This is a genomic window from Pannonibacter sp. CBAS1226, from assembly GCF_055685825.1.
Genome location: NZ_JBVOUO010000022.1, coordinates 1 through 23868, shown reverse-complemented (window position 1 = coordinate 23868; position 23868 = coordinate 1). Strand labels below are relative to the sequence as shown.

Sequence of the window (23868 nt, the reverse complement as noted above, 5' to 3'; positions counted from 1 at the left end):
ACCAGGGGGAGGGGGGCGGAGGCGCCGTGCCAGAGTAACCAGACTGCTGGCTATCTCCACACCCTTTCCGGCTCAAAGCACGATGTGTGCATGCAGTAGCCCCCTTAAGGGGGAGGGGAAACGAGAGGCCGTGCACTGACGATGAGAGAGGAGAGTCTCCAATGGCCGCAGCGCCCCTCTCCCCCCATGCTGAACCAGCTTCATGGCAGGGCATCTCCGCCCCCCTCCCCCTCGTGGGGAGGGGTAAGGGGTGGGGGGCTCTGAGCCGGAAACGATATGAAAGACAGACAGATACCCGAAAAGGCACCGGAGGAGCAGAGGTATGAAATCAATGAACACTCCGCCAGCCGGAGAGGCCCTTCCCCCCACCCCCCACCCCTCACCTCTCACCCCTCCCCACGAGGGGGAGGGGGAGGGGGCGGAGAGTCAGAGGCCGATGACAAAGCAAGTGCTCTCTTCTTCGTCATGGCCGGGTTTGGCCCGTCCATCTGCAAGCCATTGATTTGGTTAGACCCTCGGCACAAGGCCGAGGATGACGACGGAGAGGCCGAAGGTTTGTCAGCAGTCCGGGGAGCTGAAAGGCAGTGCCGGAGTGAGACGTAACCAATCCTGACCCCCAAACACACGGGACCAAGGTCAACGCACACCCATATTGTTAGTATACAAACAAATATCTGACAGAGAGAGGACAGACCCATGACAGACGCAATTGAAAGGGTGGAAATCGCCGTCATCGGTGCGGGGCTTGGCGGGGCGGCTGCGGCGGCGCTGCTGGCCGGGGCCGGGTTTTCGGTGCACACGTTCGAGCAGGCGCCGGTCTTCACCCGGCTGGGCGCGGGCATTCACATTGGCCCCAACGTGATGAAGATCTTCCGCCGCATCGGCATCGAGAAGAAGCTGGAGTCCATCGGCTCGCACCCGGATTTCTGGTTCTCCCGCGATGGCAACACGGGCGACTATCTCTCCCGCATTCCGCTGGGCGATTATGGCCGCCGCGAATATGGCGCCTCCTACATCACCATCCACCGGGGCGACATGCACGCGGTGCAGATTGATGCCCTGCCGCAGGACCGGGTACATTTCGGCCACAAGCTGATTGCCATCGAGGAGCGCGAGAGCGACGTTCTGCTGACCTTCGAGAACGGCCGCAAGATTGCCGCCGGTCTGGTGGTCGGTGCCGATGGCATCAATTCCATGATCCGCGAAATGCTGCTGGGGCCGGAAAAGCCGCGCTTCTCCGGCTGGGTCGGGCACCGGGCGCTGGTCAACATGGACAAGCTGCGCGCCTCGGGGCTTCAGTTCGAGGCCTGCGTCAAGTGGTGGTGGGAGGCCTCGCGCCACATCATGGCCTATGCGACCAAGGGCGACGGCAGCGAATATTACTATGTCACCGGCGTGCCCGTGGATGGCTGGGAGCATGAGACGAGCTTCGTCGACAGCTCGCGCGAGGAGATGGAAGCCATCTTCGGCGGCTCGCATCCGGTGGTGCAGGCGCTGATCGATGCCACGGAGACCGTGACCAAGTGGCCGTTCTGGAACCGTGATCCGCTGAACCTGTGGAGCCGTGGCCGCCTCGTCATGCTGGGCGATGCCTGCCACCCGATGCGCCCGCACATGGCGCAGGGCGCCTGCATGGCCATCGAGGATGCCGCCGTGCTGACCCGGTGCCTGGAGGAAACCGGCACCGGCGGCTACCGCGAGGCCTTCGCCCTCTACGAAGCCACCCGCCGCGACCGCGCCACGAAAGTGCAGACCATCTCGAACGCCAACACCTGGCTGAAGGAGCCGGAGGACCCGGCCTGGGTCTATGCCTACGACCCGCTGACCGCGCAACTCGGCTGACAAAAAACCCCGCCGCAGGCTCTCAGACCTGCGGCGGGGTTCCTGTTTTCAAGGACTGTGCGGGACGGCAAGACGGCGTTCTGCAGGCTGTTGACAAATCTGCAGCTTCTCCATCGTCATCCTCGGCCTTGTGCCGAGGATCTATACAGATCGATTGTCTGCAGATGGCCGGGACAAGCCCGGCCATGACGAAAGAGAAGAATGCCTACTTTGTCATCAACCTGATACTGTCAGGTGACTGCCGCCATCCTGCCTCAGAAGGCGTGCGAAATGCGGAAGGACAGGTTGTAGCCTTCCGGCCGGTTCCGTGTGCCAAACTCCTTGTAGGCATGGAAGTTGACCGCCGGGAGCCCCGGCTCGAACCAGGCGATGGCAGGCCCTGCGGCGAAGGCGCGGCTGCGGTTGCCCTTGACGATGCCCTGCCCCTTGTCATCGGTCAGCTGCTGATAGGCATAGCCGCCGGCGCCAATCGTCCAGGCGCCCAGCGACTTGCCGACGGCAAACTCCTGCTTGTACTCGATGCCGCTGGTGTAGTTGGTGGCACGGTTGACCGTGTTGAAGGAGATTTCGATGCGCGAGGAGACTTCCCAGCCGCTGTCGGACAGGTAGGTCACACCGGCAGTGGGTGCAAAGGTCCAGTGGTTGACACCGGCCGAGAAGGGGTTGTTCACGTCATAGTGGCCGGTCGGCGCCTGGATCTGGAACGCGGTGTTCACATACCAGTTCTTCGTCAGATCCCACTGCAGGATCAGCGGGATGAACCCGGCATCCCCAATGTTGAAATCCTTGTCCGCAATCTTCTGCCCCACATCGAAGGAGCCGTTCAGGTTCATGAGCGGCACTGCGACACCGAAGCCATAGGCGGCGCCCAGCAGCTTGAATTCGGTCATCTTGATGTAGGACAGCGTAACAGAGGTGACGTCCAGCTGCAGGTCGACACCATTGTCCTTGCCGAAGACATCCTTGCCCTTGTTGGCGGTGTAATGCATCACCTGCAGGCCAAAAGCGCCGTAAGGTGTCGGCGGCGGCGACATGCCCGCGCCGAAGTCGAACAGGCCGAAGGGCGTAATGGTGGCTCCACCTTCCACCGCCGATGCATCCTGAGCCCCGGACAGAACGGCCAGCAGAGCTGCACCCGCCAGAACCGTCTTTCCTGCGATATCTTTAACCTTCATTGTTCCCCACTGTGTTTTTCCGGTTAAGTAGGAAAACCTAGACACAGTGGGCTGAATGCCGTTATCCGAGATCGGCACTCTCCCTGCCGCCCTCGTTAAAAACCGCAGTATTTCCGGAAGTGATGCCGGAATTCCCCAGCGTTTCGGAGGGCAATTCGCCAAACTGTGCCTTGTAGTCCCGGCTGAAGTGGCTCCAGTGCCAGAAGCCCCAGCGGGCGGCGATATCGCCGATGGTCTCACGCCGGACCTCTTTCCGGGCGGCCACCAGCGCCTCGCGCACCCTGGCAAGGCGCACCGACTTCAGCACCTGCACGGCGCTCTTGCCGTAGACCTTCGTGAAGCAAAGCTGCATGTAGCGGCGGCTGACGCCGAGGCGCTGGCACAGTTCCAGCACCGAGCAGGCTTCAAGCCCGCCGTCCAGCACCAGCTCCAGCGCCGCATCGGTGACCTGCACATGCGCCCGGCTGGCCGGTCCGGGCTGAAAACCGGAGAGGGTGACAAGGTCGAGAACGGAGAGGAGAAGATCCTCCCCTGCGCGGATGCAGGCCGCACCGGGCAGCGCGTGGCCCAAGCCCATGACCGCCCCGAACATCGCCCGCACCCCGGTCAGCTTTTCGGGCGCGATGAACAGGGTCTTGTGGCGGGACAGCGCCTCGGCCAGTTCCCCGCCGCCCGCCAGCAGGCAGGCCCGGCCGAACCATTCCTCGTCAAAGGCAAGGCAGGCGAGATCCACATAGCCTGACGTCACCACATCCGGGTGGCCGCTCCCGTCCGCCAGCAGCCCGGCCATGGCCGGAATGTCGCGCCCGCCCGCCTTGGCGATGCCTTCGGCAGCGAGGGGAAAGGCGAAGATCAGCGGCGAACGGCAGGAGGCCAGCCCCCGTTTCAGCAGCGACTTGTCCACGGTTTCGCGCAGAAGCTGGACATGGCTGAGGTTCAGCACCTGAACCGAAGCGGACAGCCGCCCGGGCGAGAGCTGGACATATTCCGCCGGCCACCCCGGCGTAAGCTGAGCGAATTGAACCGGATCATCTGCCGTCAAAACGGCAGGTGGACACGCCGGTGGCGTGGCAGATCGTTCCAGCAGCATGCAGCCCCCCTCCAAGCTGATACCCGCAGATAAAATCCAGGCACTTTCTGTCTGTTTGTTCTGGTGCGCAGTTTCCCTCTGGCTTTATTCACCAAGACAAGACAAAACAGAAAATCCCGGAAACAAGATCCGCCTATTCATTATCTTGTCTCACACATTTTGCAATAGGCCGGAAAAGTATCGCTTGAAACCCTCCGCGGCATCTAGGCTCAAAGAGTTTGGGCTGGCAGAGATAGTGTGCCTGCCGTTACTTGAACCACCGCTTTTTCAGAAGTCTTGTGAGGTTGCCAACAAGGCGGGCCATATGGTCTAGGTGGCAGCCGGTGGGGGAGAGGTGGAGGCCCGCTCCACGAGATGGCAGGCGAGTTCGATCCGCCGGACGGGATTGATCCGGCCTGCGATACTGTCGCTCAGGAGGTCGAGGGCCGCGGCCCCGATTTCGCGCATCGGCAGGTGCATGGTGGTGAGCGGCGGGTTGATGAAGGCCGCCTGTGGCAGGTCGTCCATGCCGACCACCGAGATATCTGCGGGCACCGAGAACCCTGCCTTCTGCATCGCCATGATGGCACCGGCGGCGAGACTGTCGCCAGCCGTCACAACGGCGGTAAAGTCCTGTCCATTCTCAGCCAGCCTCTGCCCGATGGCCTGCGCCGCCAATTCCGGCAGCCAGTCGTCCACCGTCACGACCATGCGTTCCGAATGATCGAGCCCCTTCAGCCGCAGCGCATCCTGCCAGCCTTCCTTGCGGTGCTCGATCGTGCGCCGCCCCGGCCGCATGAGAAACAGGATGCGCCTGTGGCCAAGCTGGATGAGATGATCGGTGGCGAGCCGCGCCGCGGACCGGTTGCAGGGCGTGACGCTGGAGAGCCGCATCAGCGGATCATGGCCATTCAGCAGCACGACGGGTTTCGGGAAATCGCGCGTGGCCGCGAGCATCGCCTCATCATCGACCGTGAGGAACAGCAGGCCGGCGGTCTCCGGATCTTCGCGCGCGTCTTGCAGCAGTTGCTTCTCGTCTGCCCGGTCTGTCACGGCTCGCGTGACGATCTCAAGGCCGAGAGCCGAAGCGCGTTCCTTCAGTCCTTCCAGCACGTAGAGCGTGAACTGGTTGCGGACGTAATCGATCATCGCCGCACTGGAGGCCGCCAGGATGACCTTCCGTCCGGCAAGAGCGGCAGGAACGGCATAGTTCACCTGCTTGGCCGCGGCGAGTACCTTCTCCCGGATATCCGGCCGCACACCCTTCTCCCCGGCCAGCGCACGCGAGGCTGTGCTGAGCGACACGCCGCAGGCGCCCGCCACATCTTCCAGCGTGATGCGCCGGTTCTTTTTGGCCCGTTTTCCCGGCAGAGGCTTGAGGTTCATGGCAATCTCCCTCGCGCAAACTGCAAAAAATTTTCAGCTTGCGCAATCTTTTTTCTCAGTGTTCTGCTTGGGCCTCAAGACATGACCGCCTTGGGAGAGGCGGAAGGCGGGAGGACTTCATGGCTCTGAATGGCGCAACCATTCTCACCAATCTTGACCGGCTGGTGGCCGGCATGACCGGCTTGAAACACGACGGCCGCTTTCACGAGCCCAATCTCGATGGTACCGCCGGGGACTACATTTCCTTCGACAGCTGGGAATGGCCGCAGGGTGTTGGCCTCTACGGTCTGATCCGGCTCTGGCAGTTCACTGGCCGGGACGATCTCAAGGCGCTGATCGAGGGCTGGTACGAGACGCGGCTCGCCGCAGGCCTGCCGCCACTGAACGTCAACACCACCGCGCCGATGCTCGGTCTCTCTGTTCTCTGGCGCGAAACGCAGGACGCCCGCTGGAAAGCGCCGCTCGATGCCTGGGCGGACCGGGTGATCGCGGAGATGGGCCGCACGGAGGAAGGCGCCTTCGAGCACCACGTCTCCGACAAGGTGAATGACGGCGAACTCTGGGACGATACCCTCTACATGGTCGCGCTGTTCCTGGCCTCCTACGGTCAGGCAAGCGGCCGCCAGGAACTGGTGGACGAGGCGGCACGCCAATTCCTCGTCCACACCCGCTACCTGTCCGACGTGGAAACCGGTCTGTGGTTCCACGGCTGGACCTTCCGGGGCCGGCACAATTTCGCCCGCGCCCGCTGGGCCCGCGGCAATGCCTGGATCACCGCCGGCATTCTCGACCTCTTCGACCTTGCGGACCTGCCGCGCCCGGTCAAGGATTTCCTGCTGGGCGTGCTGACGGCGCAGGTCAATGCGCTTCTGCCGCTGCAGACGGAAAGCGGCGCCTGGCGCACGCTGCTCGACGACCCGGCCTCCTATGAAGAAACATCGGCGACCGCCGGCATCGGCTACGGCCTGCTGAAAGGCTATCGTCTCGGCCTCGGCACACCGGCCTGGCGCGAAGCGGGACTGAGAGCCGTCGGGTTCGTGGTGGACAATATCGATGCGAGCGGCACGGTGCAGAACGTCTCCTACGGCACGCGCATGGGCCACGACCTGCAGTTCTACAAGGACATCCCCATCCAGCCGACCGGTTACGGCCAGGCGCTGTCGATCCTCTGCCTGTCGGAGGCGCTGAGCCACGTGGATGCTGAGGAGAAGGCCGCATGAGCATGCGCGTTCTCTACGGGGCCTCCCCCGATGACATCAAGACCTACGATACGGACCGCCTGCGTCAGGCCTTCCTGATCGAGGACCTGTTCCGCGAAGGCCAGGTCAACTTCGTCTACACCCACGTCGACCGCCTGATCTTCGGCGGTGCGGTGCCGGTCACATCGCCGCTCGGCTTCGGGTCCGGCGAGGATATCGGCACACCCTGCCTCTTGTCCGCGCGCGAGATGGGCATTGCCAATCTCGGCGGCGCAGGCTCCGTGACGGTCGATGGTGAGACCTTTGATCTCGGCAATCGCGACGTCCTTTATGTGGGGCGCGGCGCGCAGGCGCTCGAGGTCCGTTCCGCCGATCCGGAACAACCGGCGCGCTTCTACATGAACTCGGTGCCCGCGGGCGCAGATCATCCGCATCGCCTGATCACGCGGGCGGAATCGAAGCTTCTGGAACTCGGCGAGGAGAAACGCTCCAACAAGCGCAAGCTGCGCATGTACATCCACCCGCAGGTGGCGCCCTCATGCCTGCTGCTGATGGGCATTACCGATCTCGCCGAGGGCAGTGTCTGGAACACCATGCCGCCGCATCTGCATGAGCGGCGGATGGAGGCCTATTGCTACTTCGGCATGGGCGCGGAAGACCGTGTCATCCATCTGATGGGACGGCCGGACCAGACACGCAACCTGATCGTTGCCAATGGCGATGCAGTCCTTTCACCGGCCTGGTCGATCCACATGGGGGCCGGCACCGGCCCTTACGCCTTCGTCTGGGGCATGACCGGCGAAAACCAGGAATACAACGATGTAACCCCAGTGGCCGTGGCGGATCTGAAATGACGGCTGAACAGACCTATATGCGAAAGCCCCTCAGCGCCGGCGAGCCGGTGCGCTACTGGCAGCTGGGGCCGGTGATGGAAGAGCGTTTCGACACGCCTGACCAGCCGATGAAGGGTGAGATGGACCCCTTCTTTTTCCTCACCAAGCACAAGAACTTCATTCCGCACGAATATCCTTGCCGGACGATCTTTGCTGAAACCTATCGCGGCAAGCGCCCGGATGTCCGCGGCGCATTTCAGCCCGCCCGCTGGTGGCTGCCCTTCGGTTCGCCGCGCGTCGATCTCTCCGGTTTCTGGTTCCGCCCGACACGGCTCGCCACCTGGGCCCGCACCCGCATCGAGGTGCCCGAAGCGGGCCCCGTCAGGATCCGGCTCGGCACCTGCGGCGGCGCGGTCCTGTTCCTCAACGGCCAGGAAACCGGCTGGATGGCGCCCTATGGCCGCAATCTCGAAACGCGGCAGGAGTTCGAGCTGCCGCTGAAGGCCGGGCTCAACGAGGTGACGCTGTTCTTCGACGATCTGGCAGAGCGCGACGCCCGTTATTTTTTCCAGTTCGACTATCTGGCCGGACCAACCGCGCAGGTTGCAATGCCGGTGCCGGTCGAAGGCTCCGTGGCCGAAAGCATCGAGGCTGCCCTGGAGGGCATGCATCTCGACCGCCCCGCGTATTTCTCCGGCGATATCACGCTGCTCTTCGCCAAGCCGCTGCCGGTGGCCGTAGGCGTCAATGTCACCATCGAGGGCGATTTTATCTCCCGTGAACGCTTCGATCTTGATTTCAAGCTGGAGGCCGGTGCCACCCGCCTCAATCTGGGCCCCGCCGAACAGGTGCCCGCCGATTTCCGCCATTTCCGCATTGCCCTCGATGCCGGCGGCTTCGTGGCCGCACGTCCGCTCGGCGTCGAAATCTGCCATGCGGAGCGTCAGGGTCCGGCGCCCGCCACCCTTGCCGGCCGGATCCGTGAAACGCTGGATACGGTCTCCTGCCATTCCGAGCGTGATACCGTGTGCGCCTTTGCCCGCCTCGCGAGCGGCCGGGCCGGTGCCGATACGGACGCGATGATCGAGGAGATCCTGCCCTCGATCGAGGACTGCCACGACTGCGCCGATTTCTCGCTGGTGCCGCTCATCTGGTCGCGCACCGTGTGGGGCAACGATATCAACAGCAAGACCCGCGACCGCATCGACCGTGCCATCCTCAACTTCCGCTACTGGATGGATGAGCCGGGCAATGACGTGCAGTGGTATTTTTCCGAAAACCACGCCCTGCTGTTCCATACCGCCAGCTATCTCGCCGGCCATCTCCTGCCCGGGGCGACCTTCGTCCGCTCCGGCCGCAAGGGCGCCGAGCAGTCACAGATTGGTGCCGCGCGGGTTCGTGCCTGGCTCGATCACTTCGAGCACTGGGAAATGGCGGAGTTCAACTCCGCCCCCTATTTCCCGATCGATCTGAAGGGCCTGACCGCGCTCGCAGCTCTCGCCCCGGACGAGGATATTGCCGCGCGGGCCAGGGCCGGCATCATCCGGCTCTGCGAGATCATCGCCCGCTCCGCCCATCATGGCATGATGACGGCGGCGCAGGGGCGCTCCTACGAACACACGCTGTGTGCCGGCCGCTCGCTGGAACTCTCGGGAGTGACGCGCCTGCTCTGGGGCAAGGGCTGGTACGGGCGCCGCGTCCATGCCCTGCCGCAGCTCGCCGTCTGCCTGCGCGACCACGGCCTTGAGGTGCCCGGCGAACTGCTGGCGGTTGCCAGCCATCGCGGGCCTTCCCACCAGGAATGGCGCTTTGCCCAGGGCCAGGACGGGTTTGCCGCGCTCTACCACTACAAGGGTGAGCATTATGCCATGGGCTCCGCCGTGCATTACCGCTGGAAGGACTGGGGCTATCAGGAGACGGTCCTGCACCTGCGCATCGGCGAAAAGCCGGAAGCCGCGATCTGGATCAACCATCCGGGCGAGGTCATCCAGCTCGGTTACGGGCGCCCGTCCTACTGGGGCGGTTGTGGCACGGTGCCGAGAGTGCAACAGTATCGCGGGCTGGCGATCGCCGGCTTCGACGTGCACGAGGACCAGCCGGAATTTTCACACGCCTGGTTCCCGCGTGCAGAATTCGAGGAAAGCCGTGTGTCTGCAAACCGGGCCTTGGCCCGCAGCGGCAAGGGCGTCGCGGTTCTGATCGGCAGTGGCGAACTTCTGCCGGTCGGGGAGGGACCGTCAGCCGGCACGGAACTGAGGCTTGCGGGACGCAAGACACGCTGGATCGTGCGGCTGGCGGAAACCGGTGATCTCGCCGCGGCGGAGGCGCGCTATGCTGGCTTGACGGCAGAGATGTCGGAGGATGGAACAATTACCGTCAACGATCCGGACTATGGCCCCGTCAGGTTCCTGGCCGATGGATCGGTGAATGCGGAAGGCCGCACCCTGCGCCGTGAAGACTATACCGTGAAGGGTGAGGCCATCATGCTTTGAGCAACCGGGGTGGATGGAGGATCTGCCCCACAAGGAGGAGGAAAGAGCATGGCATTGAAATCACTTCTTGCTGCATCGGCCATGGCGCTGATGGCAACCACCGCCCATGCCGGCGATGTGCGCATCATGTGGTATTCGGACGGCATCGAAGGGGAAGTGTTCCAGGACCTGATCAACCGGTTCATGAAGGAAAACCCCGGCATCAACGTCATCGTGGACAATGTCGCCTACAGCGTCATCAAGGAACAGCTGCCGGTGCAGCTGGAAGCCGGCAACGGACCCGACATCGCCCGCGTCACCTCGATCAAGGATCTTTCCAAGCACTGGCTCGACCTTCGTCCGCTGGTGGCCGACGCCAAGTACTGGGACGACAACTTCGGTGCCAATGCCGACTGGATGCGCCCGGACGGGTCGGACCAGATCTCCGGCTTCATGACGCAGCTGACGCTGACCGGCGGTTTTGCCAACAAGACGCTGTTCGAGCAGGCGGGCGTTCCGCTGCCGGGTCCGGAAGCCACCTGGGATGACTGGGCGGACGCCGCCAGGAAGGTCGCAGCCAGCCAGCAGATCCCCTACCCGATGGCGATGGACCGTTCCGGCCACCGCATCACCGGGCCGGCCATATCCTATGGTGCCAATTACATCGGCGCCGATGGCAAGCCGCAGCCGCTGGACGAGGGGGCCAAGGCCTATCTCGGCAAGTTCATCGACTGGTCGAAAGACGGCACCATGTCGAAGGACATCTGGGTATCAGCCGCCGGCCAGTCGTACCGCGCCGGCGCCGACGACTTCATCAACGGCCAGGTCGCCTTCTACTATGCCGGCTCCTGGCAGGTGCCGAACTTCGCCAACAAGATCGGCGACAATTTCGACTGGGTGGCGACCGGCAGCCCCTGCGGCCCGGCCGCCTGCACCGGGCTTCCGGGCGGCGCGGCGCTCGTGGCGGTGAAATACACCAAGAATCCGCAAGAAGTCGCCCAGGTGATGGATTACCTGGCCCGCAAGGACATCGTGAAGGAGTTCTCCGAGCGCACGCTGTTCCTGCCGGCGCACCAGGGCGTCATCGCCGAAGGCGTCAACTTCAATTCGGACAGCCAGCTGGTCAAGGACGCATTGAACACCTTCGTCAACGCCACGAAGACCACCTCTGACCTGGCGTTGAAGATGCCCGGCTGGCGCTGGTCGGACACGATGTACGGCGCAGTCGTCACCCGCATCGCGCAGGCGGTGGCCGGTGAAATGCCGGCGGAGGATGCCTTCGCGCGCATCGACAGCGATGTCGCCGAAAAGGTGAAAGCCTCCGGCCTCTGAGTCAAACCCGACCGTGAAGCACCCGCCTGCCCCTGTTCAAAAGGGGTGGGCGGCCCCTGCCCGCGTCTGGCCGCGCCTGGCCACGCGGCGCCTGATGCATGAGGAAATGCCGCCATGGCGCAGCCACCACCCCCATCCAAGCGGCCGGCCCCGCCGCAGAAAACCGACTGGCTTTCGATGATGCTTCAGCCCGTGCATCTGCTGATGGGGCTTGCCGACCGGCCGCTCCGCTATCTGCAGAAAAAGACCGGCACCGGCGGCATGGCGGTCTTCTTCATCGCCCCGAACATGCTGATCTTCGGCCTTTTCGTGCTTTTGCCGCTGGTCATCAACCTTGTCTACTCGCTCACCGGCGGGACGGCGCTGTTTCTTGATGAACGCACCTTCGTCGGCGCCGGCCAGTACAGGCAGATCTTCAACTGCACGAACTATCTCGATCCGATGTCCTGCCAGGAGGACGCCTTCTGGACCGCCGCCGGCAACACGTTCTGGTTCGTCGTGCTGCAGGTCAGCCTGATGATCCTCGCCTCGCTGATCACGGCGCTGATCCTCAACCGCGAGCTGATCGGCCGCTCCTTCTGGCGTGCCGTCTTCTTCTTCCCGGTCCTGCTGTCGCCCGTCGTCGTCGGCCTGATCTGGCGGTGGATCCTGCAGCGGCAAGGCCTGCTGAACTCGATGCTCTACCCCTTCGGCTTCGAGCCCTACACCTGGCTTTCGGACCGCACCTTTGCGTTTGGCGCTGTCGTCGGCGTTTCCATCTGGGCGCATATGGGTTTCTACACGCTGATCCTGCTTGCCGGCCTGCAGGCGATCCCGAAGGATCTCTACGAGGCCGCCGAGATGGACGGCACCAGGCCCGCGCGCGTCTTCCGGCGCATCACCCTGCCGCTGCTGATGCCGAACCTGCTGGTGGTGATCGTGCTCGCTCTCATCAAGGCCGTGCAGGTGTTCGACGAGGTCTTCGTCCTGACCGGCGGCGGCCCCGGCACCAGCACGCTGTTCATCACGCAATACATCTACGAAACCGGCTTCGTCTCGCTGCCCCGCAATGCCGGTCTTGCCGCAGCCGCCTCCATCCTGATGGGCCTGGTGCTGGTGGTGCTCACGCTGATCCAGCTGGGTGCCGCCCGCAAGAACGAGAACAAGGGGAAACGCTGATGAGCACCGCAATCGCCTTCCTCACGCGCCGCAAGGGCGGCAAGGGCTGGCACTGGACGGACATTGCCACCTGGGTCTGGCTGATCGGCGGCCTGCTCGTGATGTTCGGCCCTGCCGTCTGGCTGACCCTCTCCTCCTTCAAGACACCCGCAGCGCTTGCCGAGTTTCCGCCGAGCCTCCTGCCCTATGTCACCCGGCAGGTGCAGGTGGAGGGTTACGAAAAACCGCTGCCGCTGTTCAACGCAAAGCTTCCCGACGGCTCGGCGCGGGTGCTGGCGGAAGTCCGGCGTGTCGGCATCGTCAGCCAGATGGTCGATCCGCAGGCGCCGGGCGAAATCATCAAGGTCAATATCGGCGACCGCGAGCCGGTGCGCGAAGTCTCCTTTGCCACGGAGAACTACACCCAACCCTTCATGCAGTTCGATTTCTTCCGGTATCTGTGGAACTCGGTCTTCGTGACGGTGATGGCAACGCTGATCACGCTGATCGTCAACTCCATGGCAGCCTTCGCCCTGTCGAAATACGAGTTCAAGGGCCGCAATGCGGCGATGCTGGTGATCCTTGCAACGCTGATGGTGCCGCTCTCGGTCATCCTGGTGCCGCTCTATTCGATCATCTCCTCGGTCGGCCTGTTCAACAGCCTGTGGGGCGTGATCCTGCCGACGGTGGCGACACCGACCGGCGTCTTCATCCTGCGTCAGTACATGCTGACGATCCCGGACGAGTTGATCGATGCGGCGCGCATGGACAAGGCGTCCGAATGGCAGATCTACTGGCGCATCATGCTGCCGCTGACGGCGCCGGCGCTCGCCGTGCTTGCCATCTTCTCCGTCGTCTGGCGCTGGAACGATTTTCTCTGGCCTCTCATCGTGCTCTCACGGCGGGAACTCTACACGCTGCAGGTCGGCCTCTCGATCTATTCCGGCGAGCTGAACGTGCAGTGGCACTACATTCTGGCAATGACGGTCGTCACCATGATCCCGGTCGTGCTGGTCTTCATCTTTCTCCAGCGCTTCATCACCAGCGGCATTGCCGGCTCCGGGCTGAAATAGGATAGACCCATGGGTAGCATCACACTTTCCAACATCCAGAAGTCCTACGGCGCGGTGCATGTGCTGCACGACATCAACCTTGCCATAGAAGAAGGCGAATTCGTCGTCTTCGTCGGCCCCTCCGGCTGCGGCAAGTCCACGCTGCTGCGCGTCATCGCGGGCCTGGAAAAGGTGACCGGTGGCGATCTCAAGATCAACGGCACGCGGGTCAACGAGGTGTCGGCCGCCGACCGCGGACTGGCCATGGTCTTCCAGTCCTATGCGCTCTATCCGCACATGACGGTGCGCCAGAACCTTGCCTTCGGGCTGGAGAATTCCGGCATGCCGAAGCCGGAGATCGCGACCCGCATCGCAGAGGCCGCGCGCATGCTGGAAATCGACAATTACATGGACCGCCGCCCTGGCCAGCTCTCCGGCGGCCAGCGCCAGCGCGTGGCGATCGGCCGGGCCATCGTGCGCCGCCCAACCGCCTTCCTGCTCGACGAACCGCTGTCCAACCTCGATGCGGAACTGCGTGTCTCCACCCGTGCGGAAATCGCGGCGCTCCATGCCCGGCTGAAGTCCACGATGATCTACGTCACCCATGACCAGGTGGAGGCGATGACGCTCGCCAACCGCATCGTCGTGATGCGCGCCGGGCGCATCGAACAGGTCGGCACACCGCTCGATCTTTACAATCAGCCGGCGAACCGGTTCGTGGCGGGCTTCATCGGCGCGCCGCATATGAACTTCATCGAGGCGGAGGTGGCGGGCAGCACGCCGGATGGCCTGACGGTCAGGGCCGCAGACGGCACGATGATCGCCATACCGCTGGAAGGGACCGCTCTCAAGGCCGGGGAAACCGTGTCGCTCGGCATCCGGCCGCAGCATATCGAGGTTGCGGCTGGCGGCACGGCATCCGGCCTTGCAGCAAGCGTTCGCATGGTCGAGGCGCTCGGGTCGGAAACCGTCATCCATGCCGAGGCCCTGGGACAGAAGCTTCTGGCGATCGTACCCGGTCAGCACCGTTTCGCGGCAGGAGACGTCATCACGCTCCTCTGGCAAAACGCTCCGCTGCATCTCTTCGGGGCCGATGGCTCCCGGATCGGGACGGCCCAGCCTGCCTGAAAGCCCCGCTTCACAACGCCGCAAGCCATTGATCTGCATGGCCTCCGGCAAGGGCCGGCAGTGTTTGCAATGGACAGCCAGTGAGGCTCCCCGGTTATGGTTTGAGGAAAGCCTGCGTTCTGGTCATTCCGGCACGGCGTTTCAGCCCCCCTCCCCCTCGTGGGGAGGGGTTAGGGGTGGGGGGAAGCCTTTCCGGCTGGCAGAGTATCCATTGACTACAGACAGCTTCTCCTCTCCAGCTTCCTCAGGAAAAGTTCTGCTTTTCAACCCCTTGCAGGCTCAGACCCCCCCACCCCTCTCACCCCTCCCCACCAGGGAGAGGGGGGCGGAGAGGTCCTGCCATCATCCCGGTGCATTCGTCCTCCGTGCGTCCGTTGTAAACACTGCCCTCAAGGGGGGAGAGGGGCGCTGCGGCAAATGGAGAGTGCCCGCCTCCTTATTGCCTCCGGTGTAGACACTGCCGCGCGGGCCGGGAACGGCGATGGAGAAGCCGCAGGGTTGTACCCAGCCCGCGGACGCTGTCAGCGGGCGGCGCGCAGGGCCTCGGTCATCAGGCACAGTTCCAGGAAGAGGATCTGCGCCGCGATCTGTGCGGTGTTCGTGGTCGCGTCATACTGCGGCGCCACTTCCACCACATCCGCCCCCACCACATTGAGGCCCTTCAGCCCGCGCAGCAGTTCCATCACTTCGCGGGGCTGCAAGCCGCCCACTTCCGGCGTGCCGGTGCCCGGCGCAAAGCCGGGGTCGATGCTGTCGATGTCGAAGGACACATAGACCGGGCCGTCCCCCACCACCGCCCGCGCCTGCGCGATGATGGCCTCCATGCCCAGCCGGGGCACGTCTTCGGCGTGGATCACGGTCATGCCGCTTTCCTGCGAGAACTCCCAGAGATATTCCGCGCCGCCGCGGATGCCGATCTGGATCGTGCGGGCCGGATCGAGCACGCCGTCCAGCACCGCCAGACGGAACGGCCCGCCATGCTGGAACTTGGCGCCCTCATAGGGTCCGGCCGTGTCGCAATGGGCATCGATATGGATCATGCCCACCGGCTGGTCCGCGCCAACGGCCTTGAGGATCGAGGCCGAAATCGAATGATCGCCGCCGACGCTGAGCGGGCGCACACCGGCCTGAACCAGCTTGCGGTAAAAGGCCTCGATGTCGGCATGGCAGGCGGCCAGATCATAGCGGCTGCGCATCGGCACGTCGCCAATGTCGGCAATGCGCGCATTCGAGAAGGGCGTCACATCCATCACATGGTCGTAAGGGCCGATGCGCTCGATCGTCCGCAGCGCCCTCGGGCCGAAGCGGCTGCCGTTGCGGTTGGTGACGCCCAGATCCATCGGCACGCCGATGAGGGCCACATCCAGGAGAGCCTGCCCCGCCGCATCCAGCGCTTCTTCCACATAGGGCGCATCCAGAAAGGTCGGCACGCCGGCGAAGGGCCACTTGCGCGTGTCGGAGCCGGTGAACTGCGCCTGCGCGACTTCGCGGAAGCGCGGATTGAAGATGTCGCCACCGGCGGCATTTGCGTATTTGGACCTGAGCGCTGCGAGCTTATCCTGATCGACCATTCCAGCCTGCTCCTTGAAAACACTGGCCAGAAGGCTAGGCAGGAAAGCAGATTTAGTACTTCGGGATTATCCGAAGTGATGCCCGTTCTTTTCTGATGTTCCCGCGCCACCGCTTCCGCCAGCGTGACAGGACAAACGTGTAAAAGCACGGCGGGAACAGACAGATGACCAGCAGACCAGACGCCCTTGCGGCGCATTTCGCCCGTTGCGGCCTCCCCGGCCTCCTGCGCGCAGGCCAGTTGATTGGCCAGTTGATTGGCCGCCTGCCCGGCTGAGCCCTGCGCTTCCCCGCCCCGCCCGTCCCAGCGATGACATGTCCGGTGCACCTGATCCGGGCATGAACAGGAGAATGTACATGCCGGGTTTAATGATCCGAAACATCAGCAAGACCTACGGCTCCGCCTACGCCCTGCGGGACGTCAGCCTCGATGTGGACCAGGGGCAGTTTGTCTGCCTGCTGGGGCCATCGGGCTGCGGCAAGTCCACGCTCTTGCGCATTCTCGCCGGGCTGGAAACGCCGGACAGCGGCACGATCGGACTGGGCGGCCAGAACATCACCGCCATGCCCGCCCACAAGCGCGACTTCGGCATGGTGTTCCAGTCCCTCGCCCTGTTCCCGCATCTCTCGGTCGGCGAAAACATCGCCTATCCGCTGAAGCTGCGGGGCGCCTCCCGCGCCCAGTGTGATGCCGAGGTCGAGCGGCTGCTGGATCTGGTGCATCTTCCGGGCGTTGCCGGGCGCGCCATTTCGCAGCTCTCCGGCGGCCAGCGCCAGCGCATCGCCATCGCCCGCGCGCTTGCCCTCAAGCCCCGGCTCTTCCTGCTGGACGAGCCCATGTCCGCCCTCGATGCCAAGCTGCGCGAGGCCATGCAGGTGGAGCTGAAGCGCCTGCAGCGGGAGCTGGGCATCACCACATTCCTCGTCACCCATGACCAGCGCGAGGCACTGACCACGGCCGATCAGGTGGTGCTCATGTCCGGCGGCGTTATTCAGCAGGTTGCCCCGCCGGTGGAGATCTACAAGGCGCCGGTCAATGCCTTCGTCGCCGACTTCATCGGCGTCACCAATCTCCTTCAGGGCGAGGCGCAAGGGGCAGGTCAGGCTGTGGTGGCGGGCACGCCCCTCCACATCAGCGGGGCTCCGGCCAGCGGCACCTTCACCTTCTCCATCCGCCCGGAGGAGATCGACCTGCGGGATGCGGGAGCGCCCAACACGCTGTCCGGCACGGTCAGCTTCGTGCGCCATCTGGGCGCTTCGGTGGAGATCAGCGTCAGCGTGCCGGGCCTTGCCTCCGACCTCACGGTCAGCCCGCCGCTGAAGCACATGCCGCAGCTTTCCGTCGGGGATCCGCTGCACCTGCATATCCCGCCTTCGGCCTGCGTGATCCTGGGGTAAGATGATGAGCACCGCCAAACCCGCAAGTCCCCTGGGCTATCTTCCCGCCGCCGCACCGGGCCTCGTGCTCGTGCTGCTGTTCGTGCTGCCCTTCGGCTCCATGGTTCTGATCTCCTTCTACAAGAACCTCGGCGGCGGCACCTATGAGGCGGTCTTCACACTCGCCAATTACGAGCGGCTGCTCAGCGCCTTCTTTGCCCGGCTGCTGATATCCTCCTTCAGCCTCGCCGCCATTGTGGCGGCCATCGCGCTGGTGATCGCCTTTCCCTTCGCCTGGCTTCTGGCAAATGCGCCGCGCAAGACGCAGGTTCTGTGGCTGATCTTCCTGCTGTCGGTCCTGTCCCTGTCGGAATCGATCATCGGCTTTGCCTGGTCCACCCTGCTGTCGCGCACGGCCGGCATTTCCAACCTCTTCGTGGCGCTGGGGCTTCTGGCCAAGCCGGAATCCTACACGCCGGGGCTCGGCGCCCTGATCGCGGGCGTCGTCTACATCGCCTTTCCCTATGCGGTGCTGCTGCTCTACCCGATCCTTGCCCGGGTGGACCCGCATATCGAGGAAGCGGCGCGCACGCTCGGCACCTCACCGCTGCGCACCTTCTTCACGGTGATCGTGCCGATGCAGCGCAACCTGCTGCTGACCACGTTCCTGATGATCTTCGTCTTCACGCTCGGCTCCTACCTGATGCCGCAGATCCTCGGCCGCCCGGCCAACTGGACACTGTCCGTGGCCATCTCCGATCAGGCGCTGCTGCAGTCGAACATTCCCTTTGCCGCAGCGCTCGCCATCTTCCTCGTGCTCGTCACGCTGCTGATTGCCGGTGCTGTCGCACTCTTCGGACGCAAGGAGAACAGCTGATGAGCCAGGTCCTGTTCCGCCGCCTCTTCTTCTGCCTTCTGGGCCTCGTCATGGTGGCGCCGCTCGCCGTGGTGCTCGGGGTCTCGGTCAACGAAAAGAGGTCGCTGACCTTCCCGCCTCAGGGCTTCAACATGGGCTGGTACAGCGAACTTTTCCTCGACCCGGCCTGGTTCGGCGCCTTGCTCAACAGCCTCACCATCGCGCTGATCTCGGCAGCGGTTTCGGTTGCCATTGCTCTGCCGCTAGCCTGGTTCAGCTGGCGCTACCGGCTGTGGTGGGTGAAGGTGTTCGTCGCTCTGGGCCTGCTGCCCTTCCTGCTGCCGCCGGTCATCTCTGCCCTCGGCTTCCTGTCCTTCTGGACCCAGACCGGCCTCTACGGGCAGAGCTGGACGGTGGTGGTCAGCCACGGCGTCTTCCTGGTGTCGCTGCCGCTTGTGTCGATTTCCCTCGGCTTTGCCTCGCTGGACAGCGCCCTGCCGGAAGCCGCCGCCACCATGGGCGCGGATGACTGGAAGATCCTCAGGACCGTGCTGCTGCCGCTGGTCCGGCCCTACATCATCTCGGGCTTTGCCTTTGCCTTCGTTGTCTCGCTCAACGAATACATCATCTCCTACATGACCATCGGCGCGGTTCTGGAAACACTGCCGATGAAAATTTTCAACTCCCTGCGTTACGGCTATACGCCGGTGATCGCTGCGGCATCCGTGTTCTTCGTTGTGGTGACGGTCGGGATCCTGTCCCTCGTTGCCCGGTTCTCGGACCTGCCAAAACTTCTCGGGGCTCCCGCAAGATGACAAGAAACCGCAAGGCCCTGGCCGATGCCACGATTTACCCCTTCTGGCTCGACAATCCCGCCGCGCCCGGAACCTGCGGCCACCTGATCGGCGCAACGGATGCGGATCTGGCCATTGTCGGCGGCGGCTTCACCGGCCTGTGGACCGCCATTCTGGCCAAGCAGCGCAATCCCGGGCGGGATGTGGTGCTGATCGAAGCGGGCAAGATTGCCCATGGCGCGTCGGGCCGTCCCGGCGGCATCGTCTCCACCTCGGTCATGCACGGGCTGATCAACGCCGCCCGCGTATTCCCGAAGGACCTTGCCGCGCTGGAGCGCATGGGCAAGGACAATCTCGACGGCTGGCGCAAGACCATCGAGGACTACGGCATCGATGCGGATCTGGAATGGACCGGCGAGATGACGGTGGCCGTCGACAAGCGCCATCTGGCCGAGATCGACGAGGAATATGCCCTTGCCAGCGCGCATGGCCACACGGTGGTCAAGCTGAACCGGGAAGAGACGCAGGCCGAGGTGAATTCCCCGCTCTATCAGGGGGCCATGTGGTCGCGCGAGCGCAGCGGCACGGTGCATCCGGCCAAGCTGGCCTGGGGTCTGCGCCGTGTGGCGCTGGAGCTGGGCGTGCGCATCCACGAGCACACGCCCATGACCGGGGTGGAGGACAACGGCGGCACGCTGACCATCCTCACCCATGACGGGCGCATCAAGGCGCCGCGCGTTCTGTTTGCCACCAATGCCTGGGCCGCCGGCCATCCGCATATCCGCCGCCGCATCGTCGCGGTCCGCGACCGGGTTCTGGCGACGGAGCCTCTGACGGACGAGCAGCTGTCACGCCTCGGCTGGAAGCACCGGCAGGGTGTCTATGACACCCGCACCCAGCTCAACTACACGCGCCTGACCCGTGACAACCGCATCATCTTCGGCGGCCGTGTCGGCTATTACTTCAATGACCAGACCGACCCGGAGGCCGACCGGCGGATCGGCACCTATGACCAGCTTGCGGGCTATTTCTTCAAGACATTCCCGCAGCTGGAAGACGTGCGCTTCACCCATGCCTGGTCCGGCCCGATCGACCTGTCCATGCGCCTTGCCGTGCATTTCCAGCGCTATTACGGCGGCAAGGGCGTCTGGGCGGGCGGCTACTCGGGCTTCGGCGTCACCACCACCCGTTTCGGCGCGGGCATCGGCCTCGACATTCTGGACGGCCACGAAGGGCCGGACCTCGATCTCGACTTCGCCCGCACCCTGCCCCGGCCCATTCCGCCGGAGCCGCTGCGCTGGATCGGCGCAAAGCTGACCATGTATGCTCTGGACGAAGTGGACGAAAAGGGCGGCTGGCGGAAGGCATGGGTCAATCTGGTTCACAAGATGGGTTTCCCGCTATGAGCAGCAGCACGTTCACCGGTCCCGCGCCGGCCTATTTCACCCGCTCCCGCACCGTTTTCCTCAACGGCGCCTGGCACAGCGGAACGGCGGGGGCAACGCTGACCGCCGTCAGCCCGTCCACGGCGGAAATCTTCGCCGAATTCGTGCCCGCCTCCCCGGCGCAGGCACAGGCGGCGGCAGAGGCGGCGAGCCTTGCCTTCCCCCACTGGCGGCGCACCAGCGGCGCGGAGCGGGCGGCGTATCTCGCCGCCTTCGCCGAAGGCCTGCGCGCCCGCAAGCCGGACCTCGTGGCGCTTCAGATGCTGAACAGCGGCAAGCCCCGCTTCGAGGCCGAGATCGATGTGGAGGATGCCGCCGCCACCTTCGACTATTACGCAGGCCTTGCCCGCGAGATGGATGCCGGACAAGGCAAGCCGCTGGCGCTGGCCGATCCCGCGCTCGGCGGACGCAGCTTCCTGGAGCCGCTGGGGCCGGTGGCGCTGATCGTGCCCTGGAACTTCCCGATGGTCACCACCGCGTGGAAGCTCGCCCCTGCGCTGGCCGCAGGCTGCACCGCCGTGCTCAAGCCGTCTGAATTCACCACCCTCGCCGAACTCGTCTATGGCGACATCGCGCTCGCCTGCGGCCTTCCGGCAGGTGTGCTGAACATCGTGCCCGGCGGCGCGGCCATCGGCGGGGCGCTCTGCACCAATCCGGTGTTCCGCAAGATTTCCTTCACCGGCTCCAATGCCACGGGCGCCCGCGTCATGGCCGCTGCCGCAGAACGCACCGTGCCCGTTTCGCTGGAGCTGGGCGGCAAGTCGCCGCTGGTGGTGCTTGAGGGCAGCGATCCGGCAACGGCGGCGGACATCATCGCTGCGGGCATCTTCTTCAATGCCGGCCAGATGTGTTCGGCCACCTCCCGCGTCATCCTCCCCGCCGCCTCAAGCGCCAGCATCGAGGAGGCCCTGCTGGCCAAGGTCAGCTCCCTGCGGCTCGGCGGGCCGGGTCTGGCGGAGGCGGACATGGGGCCGCTGACCACGCGGCCGCAGTTCGGCAAGGTGCAGGCCTATCTGCGGCAGGCCGCAGCCGGCGGGCTCACCTGCCTGCATGGCGGCAAGGCGGCCGACATCGACGGCGGTTTCTTCATCGAGCCGACCGTGTTCCGCGATGTGCCCGCGAGCCACCCCGTCTGGCGCGAGGAGATCTTCGGACCGGTCGTGGCCCTCACCACCGCCTCCTCCCCCGATGAGGCGATGGCCCTGGCCAATGACACGGACTACGGCCTTGCGGCCACTGTCGTCGGCCCGGACGCGGACGAGGCGCAGGCCTTTGCCGCGCGCATCGATGCCGGCCACGTCTGGATCAACACGCCGCAGATCATCTTCCCCAACACCGCATGGGGCGGGTTCAAGGGCAGCGGCATTGGCCGCGAGCTGGGGCCATGGGGCCTTTCCGCCTATTGCGCCGTCAAGTTCATCACCCGGCCGTCCTGACCGCTCATGCCAGTGCCCGGCGAACCTGACTCATCGGGCAGTGGTGAAGCCCTTGCGGCGCCTGAGCCTTTCCAGGGCGCGATGCGTCAGCATCGAAAGCCCTGGCATCAGGGGCAGCCGCGCAGCAACTCTCCGGGGAAGTTCCAATGACCAAACTCACCGCGATGACTGCAGATGGCCCGGCGGGCCTCGAACCTTGCCAGGTGGTGCCTGCAGAAAGCCTGCTCAGCGCCGCTCCCGCCGAACAGGGCGCCGTCGTCTTTGATCAGGACGGCAAGACCTGCGGGCTCTGGGAGGCAACGCCCTATGCGGAGCGCATGGAAGACTATCCCTTTTTCGAGCTGGCCCACATCCTGTCCGGCGCTGTCGTGATCACGCCGGAGGGCGGCACTCCGCAGCGGTTCTCGGCGGGGCAGAGCTACTTCATGGAAAAGGGCTTCACCGGCCGCTTCGAGGTCGTCGAGACCTGCCGCAAGGCCTATTTCGTCACCGGCTGACGCAACCGGAACCTGATCCCGGCGCCGCACCTGCCCGGTGTGCGGCGTTGGCTTCGCGCTGAAGGAGGATTAAGCTGCATGCATGTGCCACGGGCAGATGGAGCTAGCGTGAACCGGGAGCTTATCCCCCACGGTCAGATCAGTCTCGACACGGCGGATATCCGCCTCATCCGCATCTTCATCCGCGTGGTGGAGGCCGGTGGCCTCAGTGCTGCGCAGCCGGAGCTGAATCTCTCCCTCTCCAGCATCTCGGAAAAGATCTCCGCCCTGGAGCAGCGCCTCGGGGTGAAGCTGTGCAACCGCGGGCGCTCGGGCTTCTCGCTGACGGAGCATGGCCGTCAGGTCTTTGACGAGGCCACCCGGATGCTTGTGTCGCTGGAGCAGTTCAGCAAGCGCGTCTCGGGGCTGAAGTCACGGCTCACCGGCACCCTGTCCATCGGCATCGTCGACAATACGATCACCGATCCCAACTCCCCTTTCGCCGCCGCCGTGGCGGCGATGGTGGAGACGGCGCCCAATATCAGCTTTTCCGTGGAAACCCGCCCGCCGGGCGAGCTGCTGCGCGATGTGGTGGGGCAGAAGCTGGATCTGGCCATCAGCAGCTTCCCGCGCGTGTCGCTGGGCCTTGCCTATATCGACCTTTATGACGAGACCCAGAATTTCTACTGCGGCAAGAACCATCCGCTGTTCGCCGTGCCGGACAGCGAGATCGAGATCGAGACCGTGCGCAGGCACCGGATCATCGGCCGCAGCTACTGGGCCGCGCGGGACATCAAGATTTTCGCCATCACGGCCCCGCATGCCACCGTTTCCAACATGGAAGCCGAGGCCCATCTGATCCTGTCCGGCGCCTATCTGGGCTACCTGCCGGATCATTTCGCCGCCCAGTTCGTCAGTCAGGGCCTGATGCGGTCCATCCGCCCCGACCTCTTCTCCTACCGCGCCCGCTTCCAGGTGGCCACCCACGAGGACTGGAAGAAAAAGCCGCGCGTGCGCGCCTTCATCGAGATCCTCGAGCAGATCTGCCAGAAAGGCTGACCCGCCCGTTTGTTCTGGGCGGGTCAGGTTTTGCTTATCGGAATGGCCAGGGCAGGTCCATTGCGTCCTGCAGCATGCCAGACGGGAAGTTGAGGGACAGGGCCCATGCGAGGAGGAGGATGATGCCGGCGGCCCCTGCGGTCATCAGGACGGTTGCGAGCAGTCCTGCCCTTGCCCTGACGATGAGGAAGAAGGGGAAGAACAGCAGCAGCGCGGCATAGAAGCCGATGAA

At 64.5% G+C, this 23868-nt stretch carries 20 protein-coding genes; 15 read left to right on the top strand and 5 right to left on the bottom strand.

The window, feature by feature from the left end; genetic code table 11:
- Positions 1 to 696: 696 nt before the first annotated feature.
- A complete protein-coding gene (locus AC0CMF_RS24955) occupies positions 697 to 1842 on the top strand; it encodes an FAD-dependent monooxygenase (protein WP_374631195.1) in 1146 nt (381 codons plus the stop codon).
- Between the two features lie 254 nt (positions 1843 to 2096).
- Here AC0CMF_RS24955 and AC0CMF_RS24950 read toward each other — a convergent pair whose 3' ends face one another.
- The 3 genes from AC0CMF_RS24950 to AC0CMF_RS24940 all read right to left on the bottom strand — a co-directional run bounded on the left by AC0CMF_RS24950 (position 2097) and on the right by AC0CMF_RS24940 (position 5472).
- Positions 2097 to 3017 carry a SphA family protein gene (locus AC0CMF_RS24950; protein ID WP_374631197.1) on the bottom strand — a complete coding sequence of 307 codons (921 nt, stop codon included), beginning with the start codon at positions 3015 to 3017 and terminating at the stop codon, positions 2097 to 2099.
- A gap of 61 nt (positions 3018 to 3078) precedes the next feature.
- Positions 3079 to 4107, bottom strand: a complete 1029-nt coding sequence (locus AC0CMF_RS24945) for a helix-turn-helix domain-containing protein (protein ID WP_374631199.1) — start codon at positions 4105 to 4107, stop codon at positions 3079 to 3081.
- Positions 4108 to 4416: 309 nt separating this feature from the next.
- Positions 4417 to 5472 (bottom strand): LacI family DNA-binding transcriptional regulator, encoded by a 1056-nt coding sequence (locus tag AC0CMF_RS24940; protein WP_374631201.1) that lies wholly within the window; start codon positions 5470 to 5472, stop codon positions 4417 to 4419.
- Positions 5473 to 5591: 119 nt separating this feature from the next.
- On the opposite strand from AC0CMF_RS24940, the gene bglB reads away from it, so the two are divergent.
- The 7 genes from bglB (at position 5592) to AC0CMF_RS24905 (ending at position 14624) form a co-directional block, all read left to right on the top strand.
- Complete coding sequence (gene bglB / locus AC0CMF_RS24935; RefSeq protein ID WP_374631203.1) at positions 5592 to 6692, top strand: beta-galactosidase BglB; 1101 nt, start codon at positions 5592 to 5594, stop codon at positions 6690 to 6692.
- Positions 6689 to 7525, top strand: a complete 837-nt coding sequence (kduI, locus tag AC0CMF_RS24930) for a 5-dehydro-4-deoxy-D-glucuronate isomerase (protein WP_374631205.1) — start codon at positions 6689 to 6691, stop codon at positions 7523 to 7525. Before bglB ends, kduI begins: the two co-directional genes overlap by 4 nt.
- Positions 7522 to 9996, top strand: a complete 2475-nt coding sequence (locus AC0CMF_RS24925; RefSeq protein ID WP_374631207.1) for a hypothetical protein — start codon at positions 7522 to 7524, stop codon at positions 9994 to 9996. The genes kduI and AC0CMF_RS24925 overlap by 4 nt, the downstream gene beginning before the upstream one ends.
- A gap of 48 nt (positions 9997 to 10044) precedes the next feature.
- A complete protein-coding gene (locus AC0CMF_RS24920) occupies positions 10045 to 11307 on the top strand; it encodes an ABC transporter substrate-binding protein (RefSeq protein WP_374631209.1) in 1263 nt (420 codons plus the stop codon).
- Positions 11308 to 11421: 114 nt separating this feature from the next.
- Complete coding sequence (locus tag AC0CMF_RS24915; protein ID WP_374631211.1) at positions 11422 to 12465, top strand: carbohydrate ABC transporter permease; 1044 nt, start codon at positions 11422 to 11424, stop codon at positions 12463 to 12465.
- The gene (locus AC0CMF_RS24910; protein ID WP_374631213.1) at positions 12465 to 13517 is read left to right on the top strand and encodes a carbohydrate ABC transporter permease; all 1053 of its coding nucleotides are present in this window, start codon (positions 12465 to 12467) and stop codon (positions 13515 to 13517) included. The genes AC0CMF_RS24915 and AC0CMF_RS24910 overlap by 1 nt, the downstream gene beginning before the upstream one ends.
- 9 nt (positions 13518 to 13526) lie before the next feature.
- Complete coding sequence (locus tag AC0CMF_RS24905) at positions 13527 to 14624, top strand: ABC transporter ATP-binding protein (RefSeq protein ID WP_374631215.1); 1098 nt, start codon at positions 13527 to 13529, stop codon at positions 14622 to 14624.
- Positions 14625 to 15145: 521 nt separating this feature from the next.
- On the opposite strand, the gene speB is transcribed toward AC0CMF_RS24905, so the two are convergent.
- Positions 15146 to 16195: an agmatinase gene (speB, locus tag AC0CMF_RS24900; RefSeq protein ID WP_122523297.1), complete on the bottom strand. Its 1050-nt coding sequence runs from the start codon at positions 16193 to 16195 to the stop codon at positions 15146 to 15148.
- A gap of 355 nt (positions 16196 to 16550) precedes the next feature.
- On the opposite strand from speB, the gene AC0CMF_RS24895 reads away from it, so the two are divergent.
- The 7 genes from AC0CMF_RS24895 to AC0CMF_RS24865 all read left to right on the top strand — a co-directional run bounded on the left by AC0CMF_RS24895 (position 16551) and on the right by AC0CMF_RS24865 (position 23636).
- Positions 16551 to 17591, top strand: coding sequence for an ABC transporter ATP-binding protein (locus AC0CMF_RS24895; protein ID WP_374631218.1), 1041 nt, complete (start codon positions 16551 to 16553; stop codon positions 17589 to 17591).
- A gap of 4 nt (positions 17592 to 17595) precedes the next feature.
- Complete coding sequence (locus AC0CMF_RS24890; RefSeq protein ID WP_050475348.1) at positions 17596 to 18447, top strand: ABC transporter permease; 852 nt, start codon at positions 17596 to 17598, stop codon at positions 18445 to 18447.
- Positions 18447 to 19241: an ABC transporter permease gene (locus AC0CMF_RS24885; protein WP_119396754.1), complete on the top strand. Its 795-nt coding sequence runs from the start codon at positions 18447 to 18449 to the stop codon at positions 19239 to 19241. The genes AC0CMF_RS24890 and AC0CMF_RS24885 overlap by 1 nt, the downstream gene beginning before the upstream one ends.
- On the top strand, positions 19238 to 20626 hold the full coding sequence (locus AC0CMF_RS24880) for an NAD(P)/FAD-dependent oxidoreductase (protein WP_374631221.1): 1389 nt from the start codon (positions 19238 to 19240) through the stop codon (positions 20624 to 20626). The genes AC0CMF_RS24885 and AC0CMF_RS24880 overlap by 4 nt, the downstream gene beginning before the upstream one ends.
- Complete coding sequence (locus tag AC0CMF_RS24875) at positions 20623 to 22101, top strand: aldehyde dehydrogenase family protein (RefSeq protein WP_374631223.1); 1479 nt, start codon at positions 20623 to 20625, stop codon at positions 22099 to 22101. The genes AC0CMF_RS24880 and AC0CMF_RS24875 overlap by 4 nt, the downstream gene beginning before the upstream one ends.
- A 146-nt stretch (positions 22102 to 22247) precedes the next feature.
- Positions 22248 to 22598: a cupin domain-containing protein gene (locus AC0CMF_RS24870; RefSeq protein WP_050475331.1), complete on the top strand. Its 351-nt coding sequence runs from the start codon at positions 22248 to 22250 to the stop codon at positions 22596 to 22598.
- Between the two features lie 108 nt (positions 22599 to 22706).
- Complete coding sequence (locus AC0CMF_RS24865) at positions 22707 to 23636, top strand: LysR family transcriptional regulator (RefSeq protein WP_163001485.1); 930 nt, start codon at positions 22707 to 22709, stop codon at positions 23634 to 23636.
- 34 nt (positions 23637 to 23670) lie between these two features.
- On the opposite strand, the gene AC0CMF_RS24860 is transcribed toward AC0CMF_RS24865, so the two are convergent.
- On the bottom strand, positions 23671 to 23868 hold a 198-nt coding region (locus AC0CMF_RS24860), incomplete at its 5' end, for a hypothetical protein (protein WP_472482550.1).